Source organism: Bradyrhizobium sp. AZCC 1610 (genome assembly GCF_036924515.1).
In the GTDB taxonomy this organism is placed as follows: Bacteria; Pseudomonadota; Alphaproteobacteria; order Rhizobiales; family Xanthobacteraceae; genus Bradyrhizobium.
The window spans coordinates 2,143,145-2,163,683 of record NZ_JAZHRR010000001.1 but is presented as its reverse complement, the minus strand read 5'-3'; the positions used below and the strand labels follow the sequence as shown (position 1 = coordinate 2,163,683).

Below are 20,539 nucleotides of genomic sequence, written 5' to 3'. Positions count from 1 at the left end.
GCCCACCGCCGGCGTCAGCTCGGGCCAATCAGGTTATGGCCGGGATCGCCGACCCTGGCGCCGCTGGTCGTAAAGCTGACCGAGCTGGACTGCTGCATGGTGTTGAGCACCATCGCGACGCCGACGGCGGCAACCACTGCGAACGCCAGAGCAGCAATAAACGATTTCATGTCACTTCCTCACATTTGACTTGAGCCGAGCCGGCTCATTCGGCAGGCACGGCTCGCGGGCTATCCGGGGGAGCGCTGGCCTTCGCCTGCTCTTCCTCGACCCAAAGAGAATGGTGCTCCTTGGCCCAGTTGAGATCGACCTCACCGGTTCCCATCGCGTCGAACGCGCCTTCCATACCGACCGAGCCGATATAGATGTGCGCCAGCATGGCGGCGATGAAGAGCATCGCAATCACGGCGTGGATCACGGTCCAGAACTGCAACGCCGTGACGTTGGCCGGCAAATACGGGAACAGCAGGAACCAGCCGGACACCGACATCAACACGCCGCCGATGATCACGATCCAGAAAATTCCCTTTTGCCCCGCGTTGAAACGCTTGGCCGGCGGATGCTTGTCATCGGACAGAAGGCCGCCGCCCTGCTTGATCCACTCGAGATCGAGCTTGCCGGGGATGTTATCCTTGATCCAGATCAGGAACATGATCACGAGGCCCAGCATGAACGGGAATGCCAGGTAGTTATGCGCAAGCTTGGCCCAGGACGACATGGCCGCAAACGCGTCCGCGCCGAACAACGGCAGGACCAGGGTGCGGCCAAAGCTGACATTGAGGCCCGAGAGCGCCAGCACGATGAAGCAGCTTGCCGTGAGCCAGTGGGTGAAGCGTTCGAAGCTGGCGAAGCGCAAGATCGTCTTCCCCGAGAACCCCTGATGCACGCGAATCCGGCCGCGCACCATCAGGAAGATCGCCAGCACGGCCAGCATTCCGAGAATGGCAATGCCGCCGATCCACGGCAGCTTGCTGCGCTGGAAGTCGCGCCAGTCGCGGCCGGCGGGCTGGATCAGGCTGGCAGACATGCCGTCGGGGATCGATACGCGCCCGGTGATCTTGTCGCCCTCCTTCAGCGCGTTCAGCAGCTTGTCTTCCTGAACGGCCTCGGCGGTCGGCTTGAAGGAAAGCTGGGCGGCTGCGGGATTCGCGAGCACGAACAGCAGCGCAAGTGCGGCAAGCAACGGCTTGAACACGGCGAGCTTGAGAATTGAAAGTGAGCCTGGCATTTGCACAACGCCTTTCGGTTATCGAATTACCCTGATGCCGCCGCGCCGGAGCGCGGCGGCCGTTGCATCAGCCGGTCGGTGAGTCGCTGTAGGCGGTCTTCCAGCCCCACATGCCGGAGCCGTAACCGCGCTTCATCACCCGCTCCTTGTAGATCTCGGCGATGATCGCGCCGTCTCCGGCGAGCAGCGACTTGGTCGAGCACATCTCGGCGCAAATCGGCAGCTTGCCTTCGGCGAGGCGGTTGGCGCCGTATTTGGCATATTCGGCCGGCGTGGAGTCGGCTTCCGGTCCGCCCGCGCAATAGGTGCACTTGTCCATCTTGCCGCGCGATCCGAAGTTGCCGACCTTCGGATATTGCGGCGCGCCGAACGGACAAGCGTAGAAGCAGTAACCGCAGCCGATGCACAGATCCTTGGAGTGCAGCACCACGCCGTCGGCGGTGGTGTAGAAGCACGACACCGGGCAGACCGCGGCGCATGGCGCATCGGTGCAATGCATGCAGGCCATGGAGACCGAGCGTTCACCGGGCTTGCCGTCATTGATGGTGACGACGCGGCGGCGATTGATGCCCCACGGCACTTCATGTTCGTTCTTGCAGGCCGTCACGCAGGCGTTGCACTCGATGCAACGGTCGGCATCACAAAGAAATTTGACGCGAGCCATGATCTATTCTCCTCTCACGCCGATTGGATCTGGCAGAGGGTCACTTTGCCCTCATGCATGCCGGTGACCGGGTCGTAGCCGTAGGACGTGATCGTGTTGACGCTTTCGCCGAGCACGATCGGATCTGAGCCCTTCGGATATTTGCCGCGTTGGTCGACGCCCTGGAACCAGCCGGAGAAGTGGAATGGCATGAATGCCACGCCCTTGCCGACACGGTCAGTGACCAGCGCCTTGACCCGGGCCTTCGAGCCGTTTTCCGGACCGAACACCCAGACCCAGCCGCCGTCCTTGATGCCGCGCTCGGCGGCATCCGAGGTGTTGACCTCGACGAACATGTCCTGCTGCAATTCGGCGAGCCATTTGTTCGACCGGGTTTCCTCACCGCCGCCTTCGTATTCGACGAGACGTCCCGAGGTCAGGATGATCGGGAATTGCTTGGCCAGCCCCTTGTCCACCGCCGCCTTCTGAACGGAGAAGCCGAGATTGGCCATACGGAACTGACGCCCATCCGGACGCGTCGGGTATTTCGCGACCAGATCGGGCCGCGCCGTGTAGATCGGCTCACGATGGACCGGCACGGGATCGGGCAGATTCCACGCCACCGCGCGGGCCTTGCCGTTGCCATACGCCATCACGCCATGTTCGAGCGTGACGCGGATGATGCCGCCCGACAGATCGACCGCCCAGCCGACGCCATCAGGATTGTTGCCGCCGATCTTGTTGATGGTGGCAAGCTCCTCCGCGGTGAGGTCCTTGTCCCAGCCAAGCTTCTTGAGCACGCCATAGGTGAACTCGGGATAGCCGTCGGTCAGCTCCGAGCCCTTGCTGTAGGAGCCTTCGGCCAGCAGGTTGACGTTCTTCACCGAACCGTCCGGCTGCTTCTCTTCGTAGACCACACCGAAGCGGGCGCGGAACGTGCCGCCACCATCCTTGGCGTGAAGGTTGGTGTTGTAGAGCGTGTGCGTGCCCGGATGCCGGATTTGCGGCGTGCCCCAGCACGGCCACGGCAGGCCGTAATAGTCGCCGCCGATCTCGGGCTCGTCCGCCTTGGCGCGCAAGGTCACCAGGTCGAACTTGCCCTGGTTGTTCATGTGCGCCTTCAGCCGTTCCGGCGACTGGCCGGAATAGCCGGTCGAGAAGCCGCCGCGGTTGATTTCCCGCAGCAGGTCTTCGGCAGACGGATGATTGTTTTCCACCTTGATGTTCTTGAACATCGGATCCGCGAAGCCGAGCTTCTTGGAGAGCAGGTAGATGATCTCGTAGTCGTCCTTCGATTCGAAGATCGGCTTGACGATCTGCTCGCCCCACTGCAGCGATCGGTTGGACGCCGTGCGCGACCCCGAGGTCTCGAACTGGGTGCAGGCCGGGAGCAGATAGGTGCCGTTCTTGCGGTCGGAGATCGCGGCAAACGTGGTGGGATGCGGATCGGCGACCACGAGCAGTTCGAGCTTTTCGAGGCCCTTCACCATCTCCGTCATGCGCGGCACGGTATTGCCGCCGTGCCCCATGATGACCACGCCCTTTACGACATCGCGTTGATCGACGTCGTCGGGATTGGCCAGCGTCGCATCGAACCAGCGGGTCCACGGAATGCCCGGCAATTCCATGTTCTGCTTGCGGGTACGCGCCGGACGGCCGGCCTTTGCGGGGACTTCATCGAAGCGCGACTGCAGATAATCGTATTCGACCTCCCAAACCCGCGCCCAGTGTTTCCAGGCGCCTTCGACCAGGCCGTAATAGAGCGGCAGCGTCACGATATCGAGGCCGATATCGGTCGCGCCCTGCACGTTGCAGTGGCCGCGGAAGATGTTGGCGCCGCCGCCGAAGGTGCCGACATTGCCGGTCGCCAGCAGCAGGTCGCAATAGGCGCGGACGTTGGCGGTGCCGACGGTGTGCTGGGTGCCGCCCATGCACCAGACAAAGGCCGATGGCTTCTGCTTGGCAAAAGTCTCGGCAACCTTCTTCAACTGCTCGCCGGGAATTCCGGTAACGCGCTCGACCTCTTCCGGCGTCCACTTCGCAACTTCGGCGCGGATCTGGTCCATGCCGTAGACGCGTTGCTTGATGAATTCCTTGTCTTCCCAGCCATTGTTGAAGATGTGGTGCAGCATGCCCCAGATGACGGCGATATCGGTGCCGCCGCGGAACCGAACATATTCGGTGGCATGCGCCGCGGTGCGGGTGAAGCGCGGATCGAGCACGAACACGTTGGCGCGGTTGAGCTCTTTGCCGCTGAGGATGTGCTGCAACGAAACCGGATGGGCTTCGGCGGCGTTCGATCCCATGAAGACGATGGTCTTCGAGTTGCGCATGTCATTGTAGGAATTGGTCATCGCGCCGTAGCCCCAGGTATTGGCGACGCCGGCGACGGTGGTCGAATGACAGATGCGGGCCTGGTGATCGATCGAGTTGGTGCCCCAGAACGCCGCGAACTTGCGGAACAGATAGCCGCCTTCATTGGAGAATTTCGCGGAGCCCAGCAGATAGACCGAATCGGCGCCGGACTTGGCGCGGATCTCGAGCATCTTGTCGCCGATCTCGTTGATCGCCTGATCCCACGAGACCTTCTGCCACTCGCCGTTGACGAGCTTCATCGGATATTTCAGCCGGCGGTCGCCGTGGACGAGTTCGCGCACGGCTGCGCCCTTGGCGCAATGCGAGCCGCGATTGATCGGGCTGTCCCAAGCCGGCTCTTGGCCGACCCAGACGCCGTTCTGCACTTCGGCGATCACGGTGCAGCCGACCGAGCAATGTGTGCAGATGTTCTTCCTGATTTCGGTCGGTGCGCCGACCTTCTCAGGACCGGCCTGCGCCTTGCGTACCGAGCCGAGCGGCATCAGGCCGATCGCGGCGCCCGCACCGGCCGCCAGACCGGACCGCCGCAGGAACGTGCGGCGGTCGAGAACTCCCGACGCGAGGCCGGCAGCGATACCCTGCAAACGCGCCTTGCCCGCGGATCCGTCTCTTCGCTTCATCAACATGTGCGTTGTCCCATCAATAGCGATTGACGCGATAGAAATTCTTGACGTGATCGGTTTCCTTGTAGCGCGCCTTGACGCGCTCAGGCTGCGACTCGTCTGCCTCGGCCTCGCCGCTCGCAAGCGGCATGACCGCGGCCGCAGCGACGGCCGACCCGCCCATCATGAAGAACCGGCGCCGATCCACGGCTGCATCCTGCGACTTGCCCTTGCTGGCGAGCGCCTTGCTGTCGGATATCTTACTCATTGCGATCTCCCCTTTCGGCTCGCCTTCGCCGTCACTCGGACAGCGTGAAGGCCTCGGATTCCAATTCCATGAAGACACGGCCGGTGCGGCCGACGGCGCGATAGAACCGCGCCGATTGCGACATTTCCAGATCGGCGAACATCCGCGCCGCCCACGGCTTGAGATGCCGTTCGAAAAAACGCGCCTGTTCGGCGAACTCAGCCTCGAAGTCGTCGCGTGCGAGGCCAGCCATGACCTCGAGCAGGATAGCGATGTGATCTTCCGGCTCACGCGAGGTGCCCGCGCGCTCGATCCCGAGCCCGCGCAGATCCTCGCGCACCCGCGCCAGCGGACGCTCGTGAAGAAAGCCGGTCAGATAGTAGGAGGCATAGGGAAGTAGTTCGCCGCGGCCGAGGCCGATGAAGAGATCAAAGAACTCTTTGCTCACGGCGCGGTCGTCCGTCGCGGCAGCGGCGGAGGCGAGTTCGACATGGGCCATGCCGAGATCGGAGCCATCGCCCTTCAGCGTGGCCACCCGCTTGAGCGTGTCGGCGTCAGGCGCCTTGCCGAGCAGCAAGGACAAAAGGCCGTATTCCGCGGCACGCAATTGATCGATCTCGTCGATTTCGGGCTTCGACGTCACCTGACCCCCGGACTGTCCATAGAGATCGGGACGAAGAACAAATCGATTCACCCGCGTCAGCGCTTCGACGGCAAGAACGCGCTCGGCGGGAATGCGCGACCACGCCGAGACCGAGGGCTGCGCAATGCCCATCCCTCGCGCCAGCGATGCAACGCCACCCGCTGCCCTGATTGCTAGTTCCAGACCGGCGTCACGCATGGTGCTACCGATTTCTTCCCCGCCCACCCTGTGCCTCTTATTCAGGCATACAAACTTAGAACTGGAATTATTCCAAGGTGGGAATCTCTAACATAGCCTTTGGCTATGTCGCAAAAACTTTTGTCTAAACAATCGGTTTTGCGGTGCCATGACGTCGCACTGGTTGCTGCAACGCAACAGATCTCGCGGACTGAGCCTCGCCGGCCGGTGCGGCCTCGTCGGCGCCGCCATCGGCCTTTGAAGCGGCCTCCGTCTCCGCCGTCGGTTCCCCAACACGTCGTACAGGCTGCGCCGGGAGATCTTCCTGCGGTTCTGCCGAATGTTCGCGTTCGGACGGCTGTACCGGAGAAACTGCCGCCTCGCCTCCGGACTTGGCGTCAGAGTTTGTCGTTTCGGCTGCGGGCTCGCCCATGATCTGCGACACCAGCCGCGCCACGTCGACGCCTGCGCCGAGTTCGCCGCCGCCGGGGACCCCGCCCGGCGTATTCCAGTCATAGGCGTATTCGAGCGCGGGATTGACGTAATTGCGGATCGCGGGATCCAGCGCCCAGGATTTTTGCAAGGCCGCATTCCGCAAATGTTCGGGAACGCCTTTTCGAAGAAATGCGGTGATATCGGTGCTTCCCGTCAGTTCCTCGAGTTTTGGCAAGGTAGAGAGATCGAATTCCGGCGTGACGTCTTCGCCTTGTGGTGCGGGCGAGCCTGACGATTCGACGCTTTCGCCAGCCGGCACGTCCGGCTTCGGCTCCGGCTGTTTTGCCTCCTGCTTGCGCTGCGACCATCGCGCCAGAAAGCCCTTGTCCCGATCGGCTTCGTCCGGACCACTCATCGTCGTCCCGTTCCCTCATCCGGCCGGCCGCCCGGCACGCGCGGCCGATCGCCGCTCGCGCGATCCCGTTTGCGCTTATGGAACACGCGCTCGACATGGAATTCATCGACAAAGGCTGCAATCCATGACGCGATCTCGGGCGGCATCGGCACGGTGCCAATGACGTCGCAGCCGCTTTCGAACATCGCCTCCCCTTCGGTCGGATCGGCGGTGACTTTGGTCAGCTCGAGCTCGGCGCCGCCGTCCTGGCGCCGCAGCGCGACCCAGATGCGCGGCTCGCCGTCGGCGAGGTTATCGCGATAATTCGCCGTTTCCGCGCTGAACAGATCGATGCTGGCCGAGCCCGCGTAATAGGTCGTCGCATTGGGTTCGTTGGATAGCACGGTCCACGGCGCGGTCGCGGGCGCCTCGTCCAAAATCATCGCCGGCGACCACAACTGGTCGATCCAGGGATTGTCGATCGAGCGGCGGCGCACCACCACGCCAACCTCGCGGGATGCTTCAGTCATTGCCAATCCCGATCCTCCCTTCGGTGGATCATGTGACGTTCGCGGCCGCCGCAAGCGGCAACCCCGCGACCAGATTCTGCGGCTTTAATCGCACCACCTTGTCCGCGCCCATGGCGAGGATGAGGTAGACCGGCTTGTCGCCGACCCGCTCGTCCACCAGCCGCGAATCTTCGATGGTCAGCCGCATCAAAGCCACGATACGTTCGGCGACGCCGCCGTCCAACCGCTCGCCATGCCACAGGGCATTGCCGATCCGCGTCGCCTCGCTGTCGAGGCCTATGAACCAGCGCCAGTCGCGATCCTCGATCGAGGCGATGGTTTCGACGGTAACGGTAACGCCGAGCAGGTGGCTGATCCACTGCTCGATGACCCGGCACAGCCCGGCGCGCGCCTTGGCGTTGCCGCCGAGATTCATGACCATCGCGTGCGCGTCCGAACGCGACCAGTAGGACCAGGCGTTTTCGTCGTCCATGACGTCCATCTCGCCGAACGCCTTCGGCTGTTGCAGCATGGCCGTCAGCGGCGACAAGTGCACGTCGTGCTGGGCGTGCTGCTCCGCCTCGATCACCTCCGCATCGGCGAGCAGCAGCGTGCCGTCGTGAACGGCCGCCAGCTGGCTGCGATAGAACAGCTCCGCCGCGCGCAATACATAAGGATCGTCGCAGCCTTCGAGGGCGTTGCGCAGGATCAGGTGGCACAATTGCGACAGGAAGATCGGCGGCAGATCGCCGGCCCCTTTGCGGGCCAGCGCGACATAAACCGCCTCCAGCGACGGCGCTGCCATCAGCCGGTCGCGGAAATTCATCATGAAGGACCAGTTTTCGCGCGCGTCGGCATCGGCAAGCCGGGCGATATCCACGCCCGACACAGGGCGCAGCGGGTCGGCCATCAGGCTCGCATGCAGATCGCGCTCGGCGTCGCAGGCGTCGGCCGGTGGCATCAATTCGGGCCGCGCCAGATAAGCCATGATGAGTTCAGGCGTCGCGACCAGCCCGCCATGATCGGCGCGGCGCGTGAGGTGATGGCCCGAGGCGACCCAGAATTCTCTCATGTACGATCCGTCGTCCTGGCGTCGGTCCTGATCAGCCCGAGAAGATCAACCTCTTCGGCAGGTTCAACATCGCCTTCGACTTCATGGAAGGTAAAGGCGCTGGCATGCGCGTGCAACCGGTCGGCATCTGCGGCACCCGGGCGCGGCTTGAGGGTGCGAAAGCGTTCGCGAATTTCGCCGTTTTCGACGCTGCGCTGCACGGCGAGCAGGGTCTGCGGCGGATGTTCGCACAGCGAGCCTGCAAACGCGATCTCCTCCTCGGCGGCAAGGCGCGCCGCCTCCGCATCAGGCGCCCCGAATTTCTCCACTAACTGCCCAGCGAGCCGCTCGATCATCGCCTGCCGCTCCGCTTCCGTCGCTTCGGTGACAATCGCAAGGGTCGACCATCCGAGGCTGTCGATCCCGAGAAAGCCCGAACGCAGCGCCACGCGCTGTTTCTGGCTCAGCGTCGTTGGATCCTGGTTCCAGAACAGGAACGCGCCGGAAACCGCCCACTCCCCGGGTTCCGCCGCCCGCTCAAAAACGAACGTATCTGATGGGTCCAGTCTGATGGTTCGCGGAAACTTCAACATGTCCGCCTCATCCGAATTTCGGACCGCGTGCCTGCGGATCATACCAAGTAGCGCGTCCAAGCGCATCCACCAGACTGCTGCGCTCTGGCTGTCCGCTGCCGGCCGGCACGCTGACCAGAAGATCGCCGTTGATGTCGATGCCCCGGCGCTCGCCGGCCTCGGTTTTGGGCAGCCGCTCCAGATAGTCCCGCGCAATCGCCTCAAAGCCGCGCTCTTTCCAGCGGTCGAAGGCCGTCATGAGGTGGCGACTGAAGCTCTCGATGATCGCATCGGTATCGACCATCTCGAAACCTTCGCTCAGCAAGGACACGCCCGAAGCCGCCTGCACCTCCGGAACATGTGCCATAGTGGCAGCGCGCAGGATCACGCCGAAAACGAGCCATTCAGGTATGTCGTCTTCGGTGCATTCGGCCGGCCAGCCCAGCCGTCCGCCGCCGAGCAACCCCGCATCGAACCTGACAGCATCAGGCCAGTCGAACGTGACCTCCCGCTCCGGCGGACAATGGGCGGCAATCGCATCGGCCAGCGCATTCATGCCGGCAAAGAATGCCCGGCGCGCCGACCTGAGCGGTTCGTCTGGTTCAAGTACCACCGCGAACTCGACCAGATCGTAGCGGCGCACCCACACGAGCGTTCCGGCCCCCGCCTCGGCCGCGATGTCGCGAGCATGGGCGAAGGCGTCACCTAGCTCGCGCAACGCGACCAAAGTATAACCGGGTGGCAAATCGAGCGTCTGTTCCATATCTGTTGGACGAGCGATCACGAGCGACTAATCCCTAATTGCTCCACGAGCCGCGGGTGTATGCTATTCCGCGCGAGTTGGCCACGCGAGCGGCCTTTGTATCTTGCAGATATCCGTCCGAGCGGTTACCGCAGAACCGTAGGATGAAGCAACAACCCGCTTGATGCTCCGGGTTCAAGGTATTTCAAAATGAGTGCGGCGACGTCTCGACTCCTGATTTGCAGTTGCGAGAAGACCATGCCGCTCGACGCGGAAGCGATCGGTCGTGGCTGCACGGCCAGAATCACGCAGGCAAATCAGCTTTGCGGCCTCGATCTGGACCGCTTCAAGGAGGCGCTCGCCGAAGGCCCGCCGATCACGGTTGCCTGCACCCAGGAAGCGCCGCTGTTCCGGGAAGTCGCGGAGAATTCGCCGCAGGCCGAGCTTACCTTCGTCAACATCCGCGAGACTGGCGGCTGGTCGAAGGATGCCGCGGCGGCAGGTCCAAAGGCAGCAGCGCTAATTGCCGCAGCAGGCGAAGACATGCCGCCGATCTCGCTGGTCACGCTCGAGAGCAGCGGCGTTGCGATGATCTATGGTCGCGACGAGATTGCCATCGAGGCGGCGCAGCGTCTCGCCGATCGGTTGGACATTACCGTGCTTCTGACCAGGCCCGGCGACGTGACGCCGCGCCGCACGAACGAATTTCCCGTGCTCAAGGGCACGATCCGCAACGCCCGCGGACATCTCGGGCAATTCGAGCTTGCGATCGACGATTACGCGCAGCCGTCGCCGTCTTCACGCGCGAAGCTCGTGTTCGGGCCTTCGCGCAACGGCGCGACCTCGACCTGCGATCTCATCCTCGATCTCTCGGGCGGCAATCCCTTGTTTCCCGCGCATGAACTGCGCCCCGGTTATCTGCGCGCCGATCCGCGCGACCGCGCCGCCGTCGAGCGCGCGATTGCAAACGCCGGCGCGCTCGTCGGCACCTTCGACAAGCCGCGCTTTGTCAATTTCGAGCCGTCGCTGTGTGCGCATTCGCGCTCTTCCATTACCGGATGCACGCGCTGCCTCGATCTGTGTCCGACCGGCGCAATCACGCCGAACGGCAATTCGGTCGTGATCGACGCCAATGTGTGCGCCGGCTGCGGTTCCTGCGCTTCGGTATGTCCGACCGGCGCGGCCTCTTATGCGCTGCCGAGCGTAGACGCCCTGATGCGGCGGCTGCGGACGCTGCTGCAGACCTACCGCAAGGTCGGTGGGAGCGACGCCGTGGTCTTGTTTCACGACGGCGAGCACGGCGAGGAAAACATCGATGCCCTGGCGCGGTTTGGCGAGGGCTTGCCAGCCAATGTGTTGCCGCTGCGGGTCAACGAAGTAACCCAGGTCGGACCGGAACTCCTCGCATCCGTCTTTGCCTATGGCGGCAGCGGCATCGCGCTGCTCACGCGCGCCAAGCCCCGGCACGACATCACGGCACTCCGCCGCGCGGTCGAGACGTCGGATCGGATCGTTAGCGCGCTGGGCTTCGGCACCGGCATCATTCAGATCATCGAGACCGACGATCCGGACCAGCTGCGCGCCATGCTGGATGCCGCCCCGCGCGGGGTCGCAACGCAAAAGCCGGCCGGCTTTGTTCCGCGCGGCGCGAAACGCGGCGTGCTCGAGACGACGTTCCGCGAGCTTCACCTCGCCGCCCCCGCGCCGGTCGACGTGGTTCCGCTGGCGCCGGGCGCTCCGTTCGGCACCGTAAAGCTTGACGTCGAAGGCTGCACGCTGTGCCATGCCTGCGTCACCGCCTGTCCGACCGGCGCGCTATCAGATAATCCCGATCGCGCGATGCTGCGCTTCACCGAAAGCCTCTGCGTGCAGTGCGGGCTTTGCGAAGCGACCTGCCCCGAGCAGGTCATCACCATCGAGCCGCGTCTCGACTTCCAGGCCTGGAACACGCCGCAGCGCGTGCTGAAGGAGGAAGAGCCGTTCAACTGCATTGCCTGCGGCAAACCCTTCGGCACCAGGAGCTCGATCGACCGTGTGCTTGCAAAACTCGGCGAGAAGCACTGGATGTTCCAGGGCGCCAACGCCAAACGCCTCGACGTCATCAAGATGTGCGCGGACTGCCGCGTCGAAGCCGTGGTGAACGAAAGTTTCGATCCGCATGCGGCGCCGCAACGCCCGCCGGTCATGACGACGGAAGATTATCTGCGCGCGCGCAATGTGAAGAAGGACGATCCGCTTGGATCGTGAGCAGCCCGTGTCCGCCACCCCTCCAGATCTCAAGGCCCGTGCGACGTCGAAAGCCGCCGGCATTCCCGGCGTCAAGCACATCGTCGCGGTCGCCTCCGGCAAGGGCGGCGTCGGCAAATCCACCACCTCCTGCAACCTCGCGCTCGGCTTCGCCGCGCTGGGACTGAAGACCGGCATTCTCGACGCCGACATTTATGGTCCGTCGCAACAAAAACTGTTCGGGCTGCGGGGCAAGCCACGGCAGCTCGGCCCGCGCATGCTGGAGCCGATGGAGCGTTTTGGCGTCAAGGTGATGTCGATCGGCTTTCTGGTCGAGGAAGACAACGCCATGATCTGGCGCGGACCGATGGTGATCTCGGCGATCACGCAGATGCTCCGCGAAGTCGCATGGGACGATCTCGATATCCTCGTCGTCGATCTGCCGCCCGGCACCGGCGACGCACAGCTCACCATGGCGCAGCAGGCGCCGCTGGCCGGCGCGATCATCGTCTCGACGCCGCAGGACCTCGCCCTGATCGACGCGCGGCGCGGCATTGCGATGTTTCAGAAGGTGAGCATCCCGATCCTGGGGCTAATCGAAAACATGTCGAGCTTCTGCTGCCCGACCTGCAACCACGTCACGCCGATCTTCGGTCATGGCGGCGCGCGGGCGGAAGCCGAAAGTCGCGGCATTCCCTATCTCGGCGAAATCCCGCTCGACATGCAGATCCGCCAGACCTCCGACGACGGCCGTCCGGTCGTCGCGATCGAGCCTGACGGCGTCCATGCGAAGCACTACATCGGCATTGCGCGTGAAATCTGGACCGCGATCGTGACCGGCGCGGCGCATCGACCGCCGCCGCGCATCGTCATCGAGTAGCCGCGGCACAGCCTATCGGCGAACCTGCTAACGCGCCTCTTCGAAGCCGCCGAGCACAGCCGTGAGATTGGCACCGAGAATATCCGAAAGATAACCGCCCTCCTGAACGAAAACGGTCGGCAGGCCCAGCCGCGCGATCGCAGCACCAATGCGCCGGAAGCCGGCCGTCGTCACCGCAAGGCCGGCGAGCGGATCGTGCTCCGAAGCATCGAGACCGAGCGCCACCACCAGCGCGCCGGGCGCAAATGCGCGGATGGTTTTTTCCGCCTCGCCGATCGCCTTTATGTAGTCGTCATCCCCGGTGCCCTTCGGCAATGGAATGTTCAGATTGGCGCCGAGACCGGGCCCGGCGCCGCGCTCATGCGCAAATCCCCACACGAATGGATAGAAGAAGACGGGGTCGGCATGGATTGACACCGTCAGCACGTCGGGGCGCTCATAAAAAATGCCCTGCGTGCCGTTGCCGTGATGCACGTCGACATCGAGGATTGCGACGCGCTCATGCTGCAGCCGAAGCTGCGCCGCTGCCACCGCGCTGTTGTTGAAGAAGCAGAAGCCACCCGACATGTCGGCATAGGCGTGATGGCCCGGCGGCCGGCACAGCGCATACACAGCGTCTTCACCGTCCATGACAAGTTGCGCCGCAGTCGTGGCGACATCGGTGGCGGCACAGGCGGCGGCGTAAGTGCCCTTGCCGATCGGAGCCGCCGTATCCGCCGCGTGCCAGCCGAGGCGGCCGACGATATGGGTGGGGTATGTCGCGCCGTAGCGAACGGGATGGATGTTGGCGATCATCTCCGAACCGGAATCGCCGAGCGCGGCCCAGGCGTCCCAAGCTTCCTCAAGAAAACGCAAATACTCCGCGCTGTGGACGCGTGCCCGCGGGCCCCGGCCGAACACCGTCGGCTCAAGCAGAGTGTGCTTGCCCGCCTTCAACCCTGCCAGCAAGCGGTCGGCACGTTCGGGCTGCTCGGTGGTGCGCTTGATAACACCGCGCACCAGGAAGAATTGCGGATCGTGGCTGCGATGCAGTTCGGTGTAGACGGCCTTCACGCGGGTACTCCGTTGGTGGGCAATAGAATTCCGCCTGGCGCCGCACCAGCATCGCTGCTCGGAGGCGTCAGCTCCCGCACCAGTCTGCCGACCTCGCGCCAGGCGTGACCGATATGGTGATCGACATGCGCGGTGATGCGTTCGGGGTGCCCGGCTTCGATGGCCGCAAGCAGCGGCTCGTGCGTCCGCGCGATCTCATGCGGATCGTCGTACAGGCGGCCGATCAAGCCGATGACCATGCGCAGCTCTGCTGCGAGATCATCGAACAACCGCAGCAGGCGCCTGTTATCCGCGATTTCGAAGATCAGCCGGTGAAAGCGATAATCTTCTTCCACCTGGCGCGCGGGATCGTCGAGATCGGCGGTCTTGTGCAGAATATCGAGTTGTCGCCTGAGCGCGTCCCGCGCGTCGGTCGTGAGATTTCGTGAGGCCAGCACGCCGGCGTGGCGCTCAATGCAAAGACGCAGATCATAGATCTCATCGATGTTTCTGATTTCGAGCTTGCGCACGAAAAAGCCGCGGCGCGGTCTGGCTACCAAGAGCCCCTGCTTCTCCAGCAGCCGCGCCGCTTCCCGCACGGGCGCCCGGCTGATGCCCAATTCGCGGGCAATCCCCGCTTCCACCACCTTGGAACCGGGCGGCAAACGGCCCTGAACGACCGCCTGCGTGAGGATGCGCGCGACCTGGCCGACCAGATCGCTGTCGGTAAGTGCCGGCAATCCAACCGGAAGGGACATGGAGCGCATCGGCCTAAACCTAAGTCAGCTCGTGTATATTTTTTAATCGTCGATTGTCGACAGATTCATCTTGCCAAATTGTTCAGCCGCCCGCAACTTGAAAAGGTTGAAAATGGGTAAAGGCGGAAATGACCAGCGCAGCTCAGAACATCGCAAAGGCATGGCCGGCGGCGGCAGACCAGACTCTTCAAATCCGGATCGACCTCGCGGCAGCCTACCGGCTGATTCACCGGCTCGGTCTCGACGACAGCATCTACACCCACATCTCCGCCCGGCTTCCGGGCCGGCAGGACAGCTTCCTCATCAACCCCTACGGCCTGCGCTTCGAGGAAGTCACGGCGTCCAACCTGGTGACGGTCGATCTGGACGGCAACGTCATCGATGACCCCATGGGCCTCGGCATCAACCCGGCCGGCTTCACGATTCACAGTGCGATCCATGCCGCGCGGCATGACGCGCTCTGCGTCCTGCACACGCACACGGTGGCGGGCATCGCAATCGCCTGCCAGAAGCGGGGCCTGTTGCCGCTCAATCAATGGTCGCTGCAGTTTACCGATTGCCTCGCCTATCACGACTATGAAGGCATCGCGCTCGATCTCGATGAGCGTTCGCGCCTTGTCGCTGATCTCGGCGACAAGTTCGTAATGGTGCTGCGCAACCACGGCATGCTGACCTGCGGACGGTCCGTCGCCGAGGCCTTCAAGCTGATGCACAATCTGGAACGCTCCTGCCGCGCCCAGCTCGCCGTGCAGTCGTCCGGCGCCGAGATCATCGAGCTGTCCGCAGCCGTGGCCCGCAAGACGGCCGGCCAATACGCCAGCTTCTACGACGCGATCGAAACCAATGGCGTACCCGACAGCGAATGGGGCGCCTTCAAGCGGATGCTTGAGCGGACCGATCCCGATTTTGCGAGCTGACAAACGTAACGCCCGGTAGCGCGCCGGCCAGCTTTTTTTGAACGAGGTAAGTAATGTCCAAGCGAAAGATATTGATGAGCTTTGCCGTGCTTTGCATGCTGAGCACGTCGGCAGTAGCCGAGGGGCCGAAGGCAGGCGGCGTTGTCAATGCCGTGATTCAGCCGGAGCCGCCGAGCCTGATGATGGGCCTGGTTCAGAACGGCCCGACGCAGATGATCGCCGGCAACATCTATGAAGGCCTGCTGCGCTACAGCCCCAAACTGGACCCCCTGCCCGGCCTCGCCGAGAGCTGGACGGTCAGCGAGGACGGCAAGATCTACACGTTCAAACTCGTGAAGGGCGCGACCTGGCACGACGGCAAGCCGTTCACCTCAGCGGACGTCCTGTTCTCGATTGAATTCCTGAAGCAAACCCACGCGCGGGCGCGCGGCAATCTGGTGCAGCTCGACAAAGTCGAGGCGCCCGATCAATCGACGGTGGTCTTCACGCTGAAGCAGCCGTTCGGCCCGTTCATAGGCATTTTCGAGGTCGGCTCGCTGCCGATGATTCCGAAGCACATCTATGAAGGCACCGATTTCAAGACCAACCCGGCCAACAACACGCCCATCGGCACCGGCCCCTTCATGTTTAGGGAATGGCAGAAGGGCTCGTTCATCCGCCTGGTCAAGAATCCGAGCTACCACGTCAAGGGCAAGCCCAATATCGACGAGATCTATTGGCACGTGATTCCAGATGCTGCCGCACGTTCGGTCGCTTACGAAACCGGCAAGGTCGACGTGCTGCCCGGCGGCTCGGTGGAAAATTTCGACGTGCCGCGCCTGAGCAAGCTCAAGAACACCTGCGTCACCGGCGCCGGCTGGGAATTCTTCAGCCCGCATTCCTGGCTCTGGCTCAACAACCGCGCAGGGCCGACCGCGAACAAGAAATTCCGTCAGGCGCTGATGTTTGCGATCGATCGCAGCATGGCCAAGGACGTGGTCTGGAACGGCCTCGGCAAGGTCGCGACCGGTCCGTCAGGCTCCGCGATCAAGTACTACACGGGCGCGGTGCCGAAATACGACTACGATCCGGCCAAGGCAAAGGCGCTGCTCAAGGAAGCCAACTACAAGGGCGAGAAAGTCCGCATGCTGCCTTTGCCCTATGGCGAGACGTGGCAGCGCTGGGCCGAAATGGTTAAGCAGAACCTGCAGGACGTCGGGATCAACGTCGAGATGATGGCGACCGACGTTCCCGGCTGGAATCAAAAGGTCAGCGAGTGGGACTACGACATCGCCTTTACCTATCTCTATCAGTACGGCGATCCCGCGCTCGGCGTCGGCCGCAACTATGTCTCCAGCCAGATCGCCAAGGGCTCGCCGTTCAACAATGTCGAGGGCTATTCGAATCCCGAGATCGACAAGCTGTTCGCCGATGGCGCGGTCGCCTTCCCCGATGCGGCGCGCGGGGAGATCTACGCCAAGGCGCAGAAGATCCTGGTCGAGGACGTGCCGGTCGCCTGGATGCTCGAACTGCAATTCCCGACCATCACCCGCTGCAGCGTCAAGAACCTGATCACGACCGGCATCGGCGTGAACGACGGTTTCCGTGACGCCTGGATCGAGAAGTAATCCCCAGCCCGTCGGGCGTCAGGCCTCAGATCTGACGCCCGGATATCGCGCCTCCAACGCAATCGATAGAACATGATTTCCTTCATCGCCCAGCGGATCGCGAAGGCCATCGTCGTCCTTTTCGCGCTCGTCGTTCTCAACTTCTTCCTGATCCGGATGGCGCCGGGCGACCCGGCGCTGGTGATGGCCGGCGAAGCAGGCGCAGGCGATCAGGTTTTCCTGGCTCAACTGCGCGAGAAGTTCGGTCTCGACCAGCCGCTGCCGGTGCAATTATTCCTGTACGTCAAAGGCATCCTCAGCCTCGATCTTGGATTCTCGTTTCGCCAGCAGATGCCGGTCGCGACGCTGATCCTGCAGCGCCTGCCGGCGACACTGTTGCTGACGGGGACCGCGTTTGCGATTTCGTTGGCTTTCGGCATCCTGTTCGGCGCATTGGCAGCGCGCTTTGCCGGGACCTGGGCCGATACCACGATCACGGTCGCGGCGCTGATCTTCTACGCCACACCGCTGTTCTGGGTCGCGCTGATGGCGATCCTGCTGTTTTCGGTCACGCTGGATTGGCTGCCGAGCTTCGGCTACGAGACCGTGGGCGCAAACTATACCGGGCTCGCGCATGTGCTCGACGTCGCCGCCCACCTCATCCTGCCGGCGACAACCATCGGCCTGTTCTTCATGGCCACCTATGCCCGCATGACGCGCGCCTCGATGCTCGAGGTTGTCAGGCTCGACTTCGTCAAGACCGCGCGCGCCAAGGGCCTCTCTGACACCGTGATCCAGCGCCGTCACGTGCTGCGCAACGCGCTGTTGCCGGTGGTCACCCTTGCCGGCCTGCAAGCCGGCACGCTGGTCGGCGGCGCTGTGCTGACCGAGACCGTGTTCGCGTGGCCGGGCATCGGCCGCCTGATGTACGAAGCCCTGCTGCAGCGCGACTACAATTTGCTGCTCGGCGTCTTCGTCGTCTGCTCGGCGATGGTGCTGGCCTTCAACCTGATCACGGACCTGGTCTATCGCTCCGTCGATCCTCGCATCGAGTTCGCCTCATGAGACAGGTCTGGCGAATGCTGTTGCGCAATCCCGGCGGCATGATCGGCGTCGCGATCCTGACCATCGCGATCGCGGTTGCGCTGTTTGGTCCGCTGCTGTTTCCGACCTCACCCTGGCGCATGGTGCAGCGGCCGTTCCTGCCGCCGTTCACGGTTGCCAACCTGCCGCTCGGCACCGATGCGCTCGGCCGCGATGTGATGGCCGGCATCATCTACGGCGCGCGGGTTTCTCTGCTGGTCGGCCTGATCTCCACGCTGGCATCGCTGGCGGTCGGCATTCCGCTCGGCGCGGCGGCCGGATATTTTGGCGGGCGCGTTGACGATGCCCTGATGCGCTTCACCGAATTCTTCCAGACCGTACCGAGCTTTGCGCTGGCGATCGTGCTGGTCGCGATCATGCAACCCTCCATCGTATCGATCGTGGTCGCCATCGCGATCGTAAGCTGGCCCCCGGTGGCGCGGCTGGTGCGCGGCGAAGTGCTGTCGCTGCGCACGCGCGAATATGTCCAGGCGGCAGTCGTGACCGGCCAAACCAACTGGTGGATCATCTGGCGCGAGATCCTGCCCAACGCGCTGTCGCCGGTCATCGTGCTGGCCTCGCTGATGGTCGCAACCGCGATCCTGCTCGAATCCTCGCTCTCCTTCCTCGGCCTCGGCGATCCCAATCTGATGTCGTGGGGCTACATGGTCGGCGCCGGCCGCACGGTGATCCGCCAGGCCTGGTGGATCACGGTATTTCCCGGCATCGCCATTCTGGTCTCGGTGCTGGCGCTGAACCTGATCGGTGAAGGCCTCAACGACGCGCTCAACCCTCGCCTCGCCAAAGGGGGACGCTGAGCATGACCGTCGTCATCAAGAACCTGAAGCTGGCACTGCCCCCGGGCGGCGACCGCCCCCATGCTGTGGATGGCGTTTCGTTCGAACTATCTGCCGGAAAAATCCTCTGCGTGGTCGGTGAATCCGGCTCCGGCAAATCGATGTGCGCCCATGCGCTGATGGGCTTGCTGCCGGACACGGTGACCACTGAATCCGGTGAGATCCTGTTCGAGGGCAAGAACCTGTTGTCGCTCAGCCCAACGGAATGGCTGGCGCTGCGCGGCCGCGGCATCGCCATGGTGTTCCAGGAGCCGATGACGGCGCTCAATCCGTTGATGCGGATCGGCGACCAGATCGCCGAAATGTTCGAGGCGCATGATCTTTTGACGCCGAAGGAGCGCCGCGAAAAGGCCCTCGCCTTGATCCGCGAAGTCGGCCTGCCCGACCCGGAGCGGATCGTTCGCGCCTACCCCCATCAATTATCCGGCGGCCAGCGCCAGCGCGCCATGATCGCCATGGCGCTGGCGCTCGAGCCGGCGGTGCTGGTGGCCGACGAACCGACGACCGCGCTCGATGTCACGACGCAGGCGCAAATCCTCAAGCTGATCCGCGACCTGCAGCGCCGCCGCAACATGGCCGTCATGTTCATTACCCATGATTTCGGCGTCGTCGCCGAGATTGCCGATCGCGTGGTCGTGCTTCAGCACGGCAAGGTGGTCGAACAGGGCACGGCCGACGACGTGCTGTTGCGCGCTCAGCATCCCTATACCCGTGCATTGCTCGCCGCCGTTCCCACCCTGCAGCCACCGCAGCGGACGCCTCTGCTCGACCGCAGCAAGGCGGTGGAAGTGATCGGCCTCGGCAAGACTTATGTCAGCGGCGGCGGATGGTTCCGCACCGAACGCCGCGTGCAGGCGGCCAGGGAAGTCAGCTTCGACATATTCCGCGGCGAGACGCTCGGTCTGGTCGGCGAATCCGGCTCAGGAAAATCCTCGGTGGCGCGGCTTGTGATGCGCTTGATCGAACCTGACGCCGGCACCGTCCTTATCGGCGACGTCGATCTCACCCAGATCAAGGGAAAGGCGCTGCGCGAACAGCGCCGCCGCATTCAGATGGTGTTCCAGGATCCCTTCGCCTCGCTCAATCCGCGCCGGAAGGTCGGCAACATCATCACGGATGGACCTATTGCGCATGGCGTCGATCCGGCGGCGGCGCGCAAGCGTGCTGGTGATCTGCTCAGCCTGGTCGGCCTCAATGCAGGCGCGATGGAGCGATTTCCGCACGAATTCTCCGGCGGGCAACGGCAGCGCATTGGAATCGCGCGGGCGTTGGCGCTCGACCCGGAAGTCCTCGTCGCCGACGAAGCGGTCTCTGCGCTCGACGTATCAGTGCAGGCGCAGGTTCTGGATTTGCTCGAGGATTTGAAGGCCCGGCTCGGCCTGTCGATGCTGTTCATCACCCACGATTTGCGCGTGGCCGCGCAGATCTGCGACCGCATCGCCGTGATGCAGCATGGCGCGATCGTCGAACTCAAATCCGCTTCGCTACTGTTCGCGGCCCCCGAGCACGCCTACACGCGCGAGCTGCTTTCCGCCGTACCCGGCCGGGCGTCATCGTCCAGGGCGGCATGAACGGGACCAC

20 protein-coding genes are annotated in these 20,539 nt (G+C 63.6%); 7 read left to right on the top strand and 13 right to left on the bottom strand.

Going from position 1 to position 20,539, the window contains the following annotated elements; genetic code table 11:
• Positions 1 to 14 precede the first annotated feature (14 nt).
• The 11 genes from V1279_RS10260 to V1279_RS10210 all read right to left on the bottom strand — a co-directional run bounded on the left by V1279_RS10260 (position 15) and on the right by V1279_RS10210 (position 9,640).
• Complete coding sequence (locus tag V1279_RS10260) at positions 15 to 170, bottom strand: hypothetical protein (protein WP_334434948.1); 156 nt, start codon at positions 168 to 170, stop codon at positions 15 to 17.
• Positions 171 to 205: 35 nt separating this feature from the next.
• Positions 206 to 1,228 (bottom strand): formate dehydrogenase subunit gamma, encoded by a 1,023-nt coding sequence (locus tag V1279_RS10255; protein WP_334434946.1) that lies wholly within the window; start codon positions 1,226 to 1,228, stop codon positions 206 to 208.
• Positions 1,229 to 1,295: 67 nt separating this feature from the next.
• Positions 1,296 to 1,892 carry a formate dehydrogenase FDH3 subunit beta gene (gene fdh3B, locus V1279_RS10250; protein ID WP_028348819.1) on the bottom strand — a complete coding sequence of 199 codons (597 nt, stop codon included), beginning with the start codon at positions 1,890 to 1,892 and terminating at the stop codon, positions 1,296 to 1,298.
• A 14-nt stretch (positions 1,893 to 1,906) separates the two neighbouring features.
• Positions 1,907 to 4,873, bottom strand: a complete 2,967-nt coding sequence (locus V1279_RS10245) for a formate dehydrogenase subunit alpha (RefSeq protein WP_334434943.1) — start codon at positions 4,871 to 4,873, stop codon at positions 1,907 to 1,909.
• Between the two features lie 13 nt (positions 4,874 to 4,886).
• Positions 4,887 to 5,117: a hypothetical protein gene (locus V1279_RS10240; RefSeq protein ID WP_334434941.1), complete on the bottom strand. Its 231-nt coding sequence runs from the start codon at positions 5,115 to 5,117 to the stop codon at positions 4,887 to 4,889.
• A gap of 31 nt (positions 5,118 to 5,148) precedes the next feature.
• The gene (locus tag V1279_RS10235) at positions 5,149 to 5,937 is read right to left on the bottom strand and encodes a molecular chaperone TorD family protein (RefSeq protein ID WP_334434939.1); all 789 of its coding nucleotides are present in this window, start codon (positions 5,935 to 5,937) and stop codon (positions 5,149 to 5,151) included.
• 124 nt (positions 5,938 to 6,061) lie between these two features.
• On the bottom strand, positions 6,062 to 6,766 hold the full coding sequence (locus V1279_RS10230; protein ID WP_334434937.1) for a DUF3306 domain-containing protein: 705 nt from the start codon (positions 6,764 to 6,766) through the stop codon (positions 6,062 to 6,064).
• A complete protein-coding gene (locus V1279_RS10225; RefSeq protein ID WP_334434935.1) occupies positions 6,763 to 7,275 on the bottom strand; it encodes a DUF3305 domain-containing protein in 513 nt (170 codons plus the stop codon). The genes V1279_RS10230 and V1279_RS10225 overlap by 4 nt, the downstream gene beginning before the upstream one ends.
• Before the next feature lie 28 nt (positions 7,276 to 7,303).
• The gene (locus V1279_RS10220; RefSeq protein WP_334434933.1) at positions 7,304 to 8,326 is read right to left on the bottom strand and encodes a DUF6352 family protein; all 1,023 of its coding nucleotides are present in this window, start codon (positions 8,324 to 8,326) and stop codon (positions 7,304 to 7,306) included.
• The gene (locus V1279_RS10215; protein WP_334434931.1) at positions 8,323 to 8,898 is read right to left on the bottom strand and encodes a DUF6505 family protein; all 576 of its coding nucleotides are present in this window, start codon (positions 8,896 to 8,898) and stop codon (positions 8,323 to 8,325) included. The genes V1279_RS10220 and V1279_RS10215 overlap by 4 nt, the downstream gene beginning before the upstream one ends.
• 7 nt (positions 8,899 to 8,905) lie before the next feature.
• Positions 8,906 to 9,640 (bottom strand): biotin/lipoate--protein ligase family protein, encoded by a 735-nt coding sequence (locus tag V1279_RS10210; protein WP_334446307.1) that lies wholly within the window; start codon positions 9,638 to 9,640, stop codon positions 8,906 to 8,908.
• Positions 9,641 to 9,829: 189 nt separating this feature from the next.
• Between V1279_RS10210 and V1279_RS10205 the strand changes: the two genes are divergently transcribed.
• Entirely contained in the window at positions 9,830 to 11,866 is a 2,037-nt protein-coding gene (locus V1279_RS10205) for a 4Fe-4S binding protein (RefSeq protein WP_334434929.1), read from the top strand.
• A gap of 7 nt (positions 11,867 to 11,873) precedes the next feature.
• Entirely contained in the window at positions 11,874 to 12,725 is an 852-nt protein-coding gene (locus V1279_RS10200) for an Mrp/NBP35 family ATP-binding protein (RefSeq protein ID WP_442894749.1), read from the top strand.
• Positions 12,726 to 12,752: 27 nt separating this feature from the next.
• On the opposite strand, the gene V1279_RS10195 is transcribed toward V1279_RS10200, so the two are convergent.
• Both V1279_RS10195 and V1279_RS10190 read right to left on the bottom strand, forming a co-directional pair.
• The gene (locus tag V1279_RS10195; protein ID WP_334434927.1) at positions 12,753 to 13,778 is read right to left on the bottom strand and encodes a histone deacetylase family protein; all 1,026 of its coding nucleotides are present in this window, start codon (positions 13,776 to 13,778) and stop codon (positions 12,753 to 12,755) included.
• Entirely contained in the window at positions 13,775 to 14,515 is a 741-nt protein-coding gene (locus tag V1279_RS10190; protein WP_334434924.1) for a GntR family transcriptional regulator, read from the bottom strand. Before V1279_RS10190 ends, V1279_RS10195 begins: the two co-directional genes overlap by 4 nt.
• A 128-nt stretch (positions 14,516 to 14,643) precedes the next feature.
• Here V1279_RS10190 and V1279_RS10185 point away from each other — a divergent pair, with 128 nt between their 5' ends.
• From V1279_RS10185 to V1279_RS10165, 5 genes are all read left to right on the top strand, one after another.
• Entirely contained in the window at positions 14,644 to 15,432 is a 789-nt protein-coding gene (locus tag V1279_RS10185; RefSeq protein ID WP_334434922.1) for a class II aldolase/adducin family protein, read from the top strand.
• A 53-nt stretch (positions 15,433 to 15,485) separates the two neighbouring features.
• Positions 15,486 to 17,039: an ABC transporter substrate-binding protein gene (locus tag V1279_RS10180; RefSeq protein WP_334434920.1), complete on the top strand. Its 1,554-nt coding sequence runs from the start codon at positions 15,486 to 15,488 to the stop codon at positions 17,037 to 17,039.
• Positions 17,040 to 17,111: 72 nt separating this feature from the next.
• Positions 17,112 to 18,083, top strand: coding sequence for an ABC transporter permease (locus V1279_RS10175; protein ID WP_334434918.1), 972 nt, complete (start codon positions 17,112 to 17,114; stop codon positions 18,081 to 18,083).
• Positions 18,080 to 18,919: an ABC transporter permease gene (locus V1279_RS10170; RefSeq protein WP_334434915.1), complete on the top strand. Its 840-nt coding sequence runs from the start codon at positions 18,080 to 18,082 to the stop codon at positions 18,917 to 18,919. Before V1279_RS10175 ends, V1279_RS10170 begins: the two co-directional genes overlap by 4 nt.
• Before the next feature lie 2 nt (positions 18,920 to 18,921).
• Positions 18,922 to 20,529 (top strand): ABC transporter ATP-binding protein, encoded by a 1,608-nt coding sequence (locus tag V1279_RS10165; RefSeq protein ID WP_334434912.1) that lies wholly within the window; start codon positions 18,922 to 18,924, stop codon positions 20,527 to 20,529.
• Positions 20,530 to 20,539 lie beyond the last annotated feature (10 nt).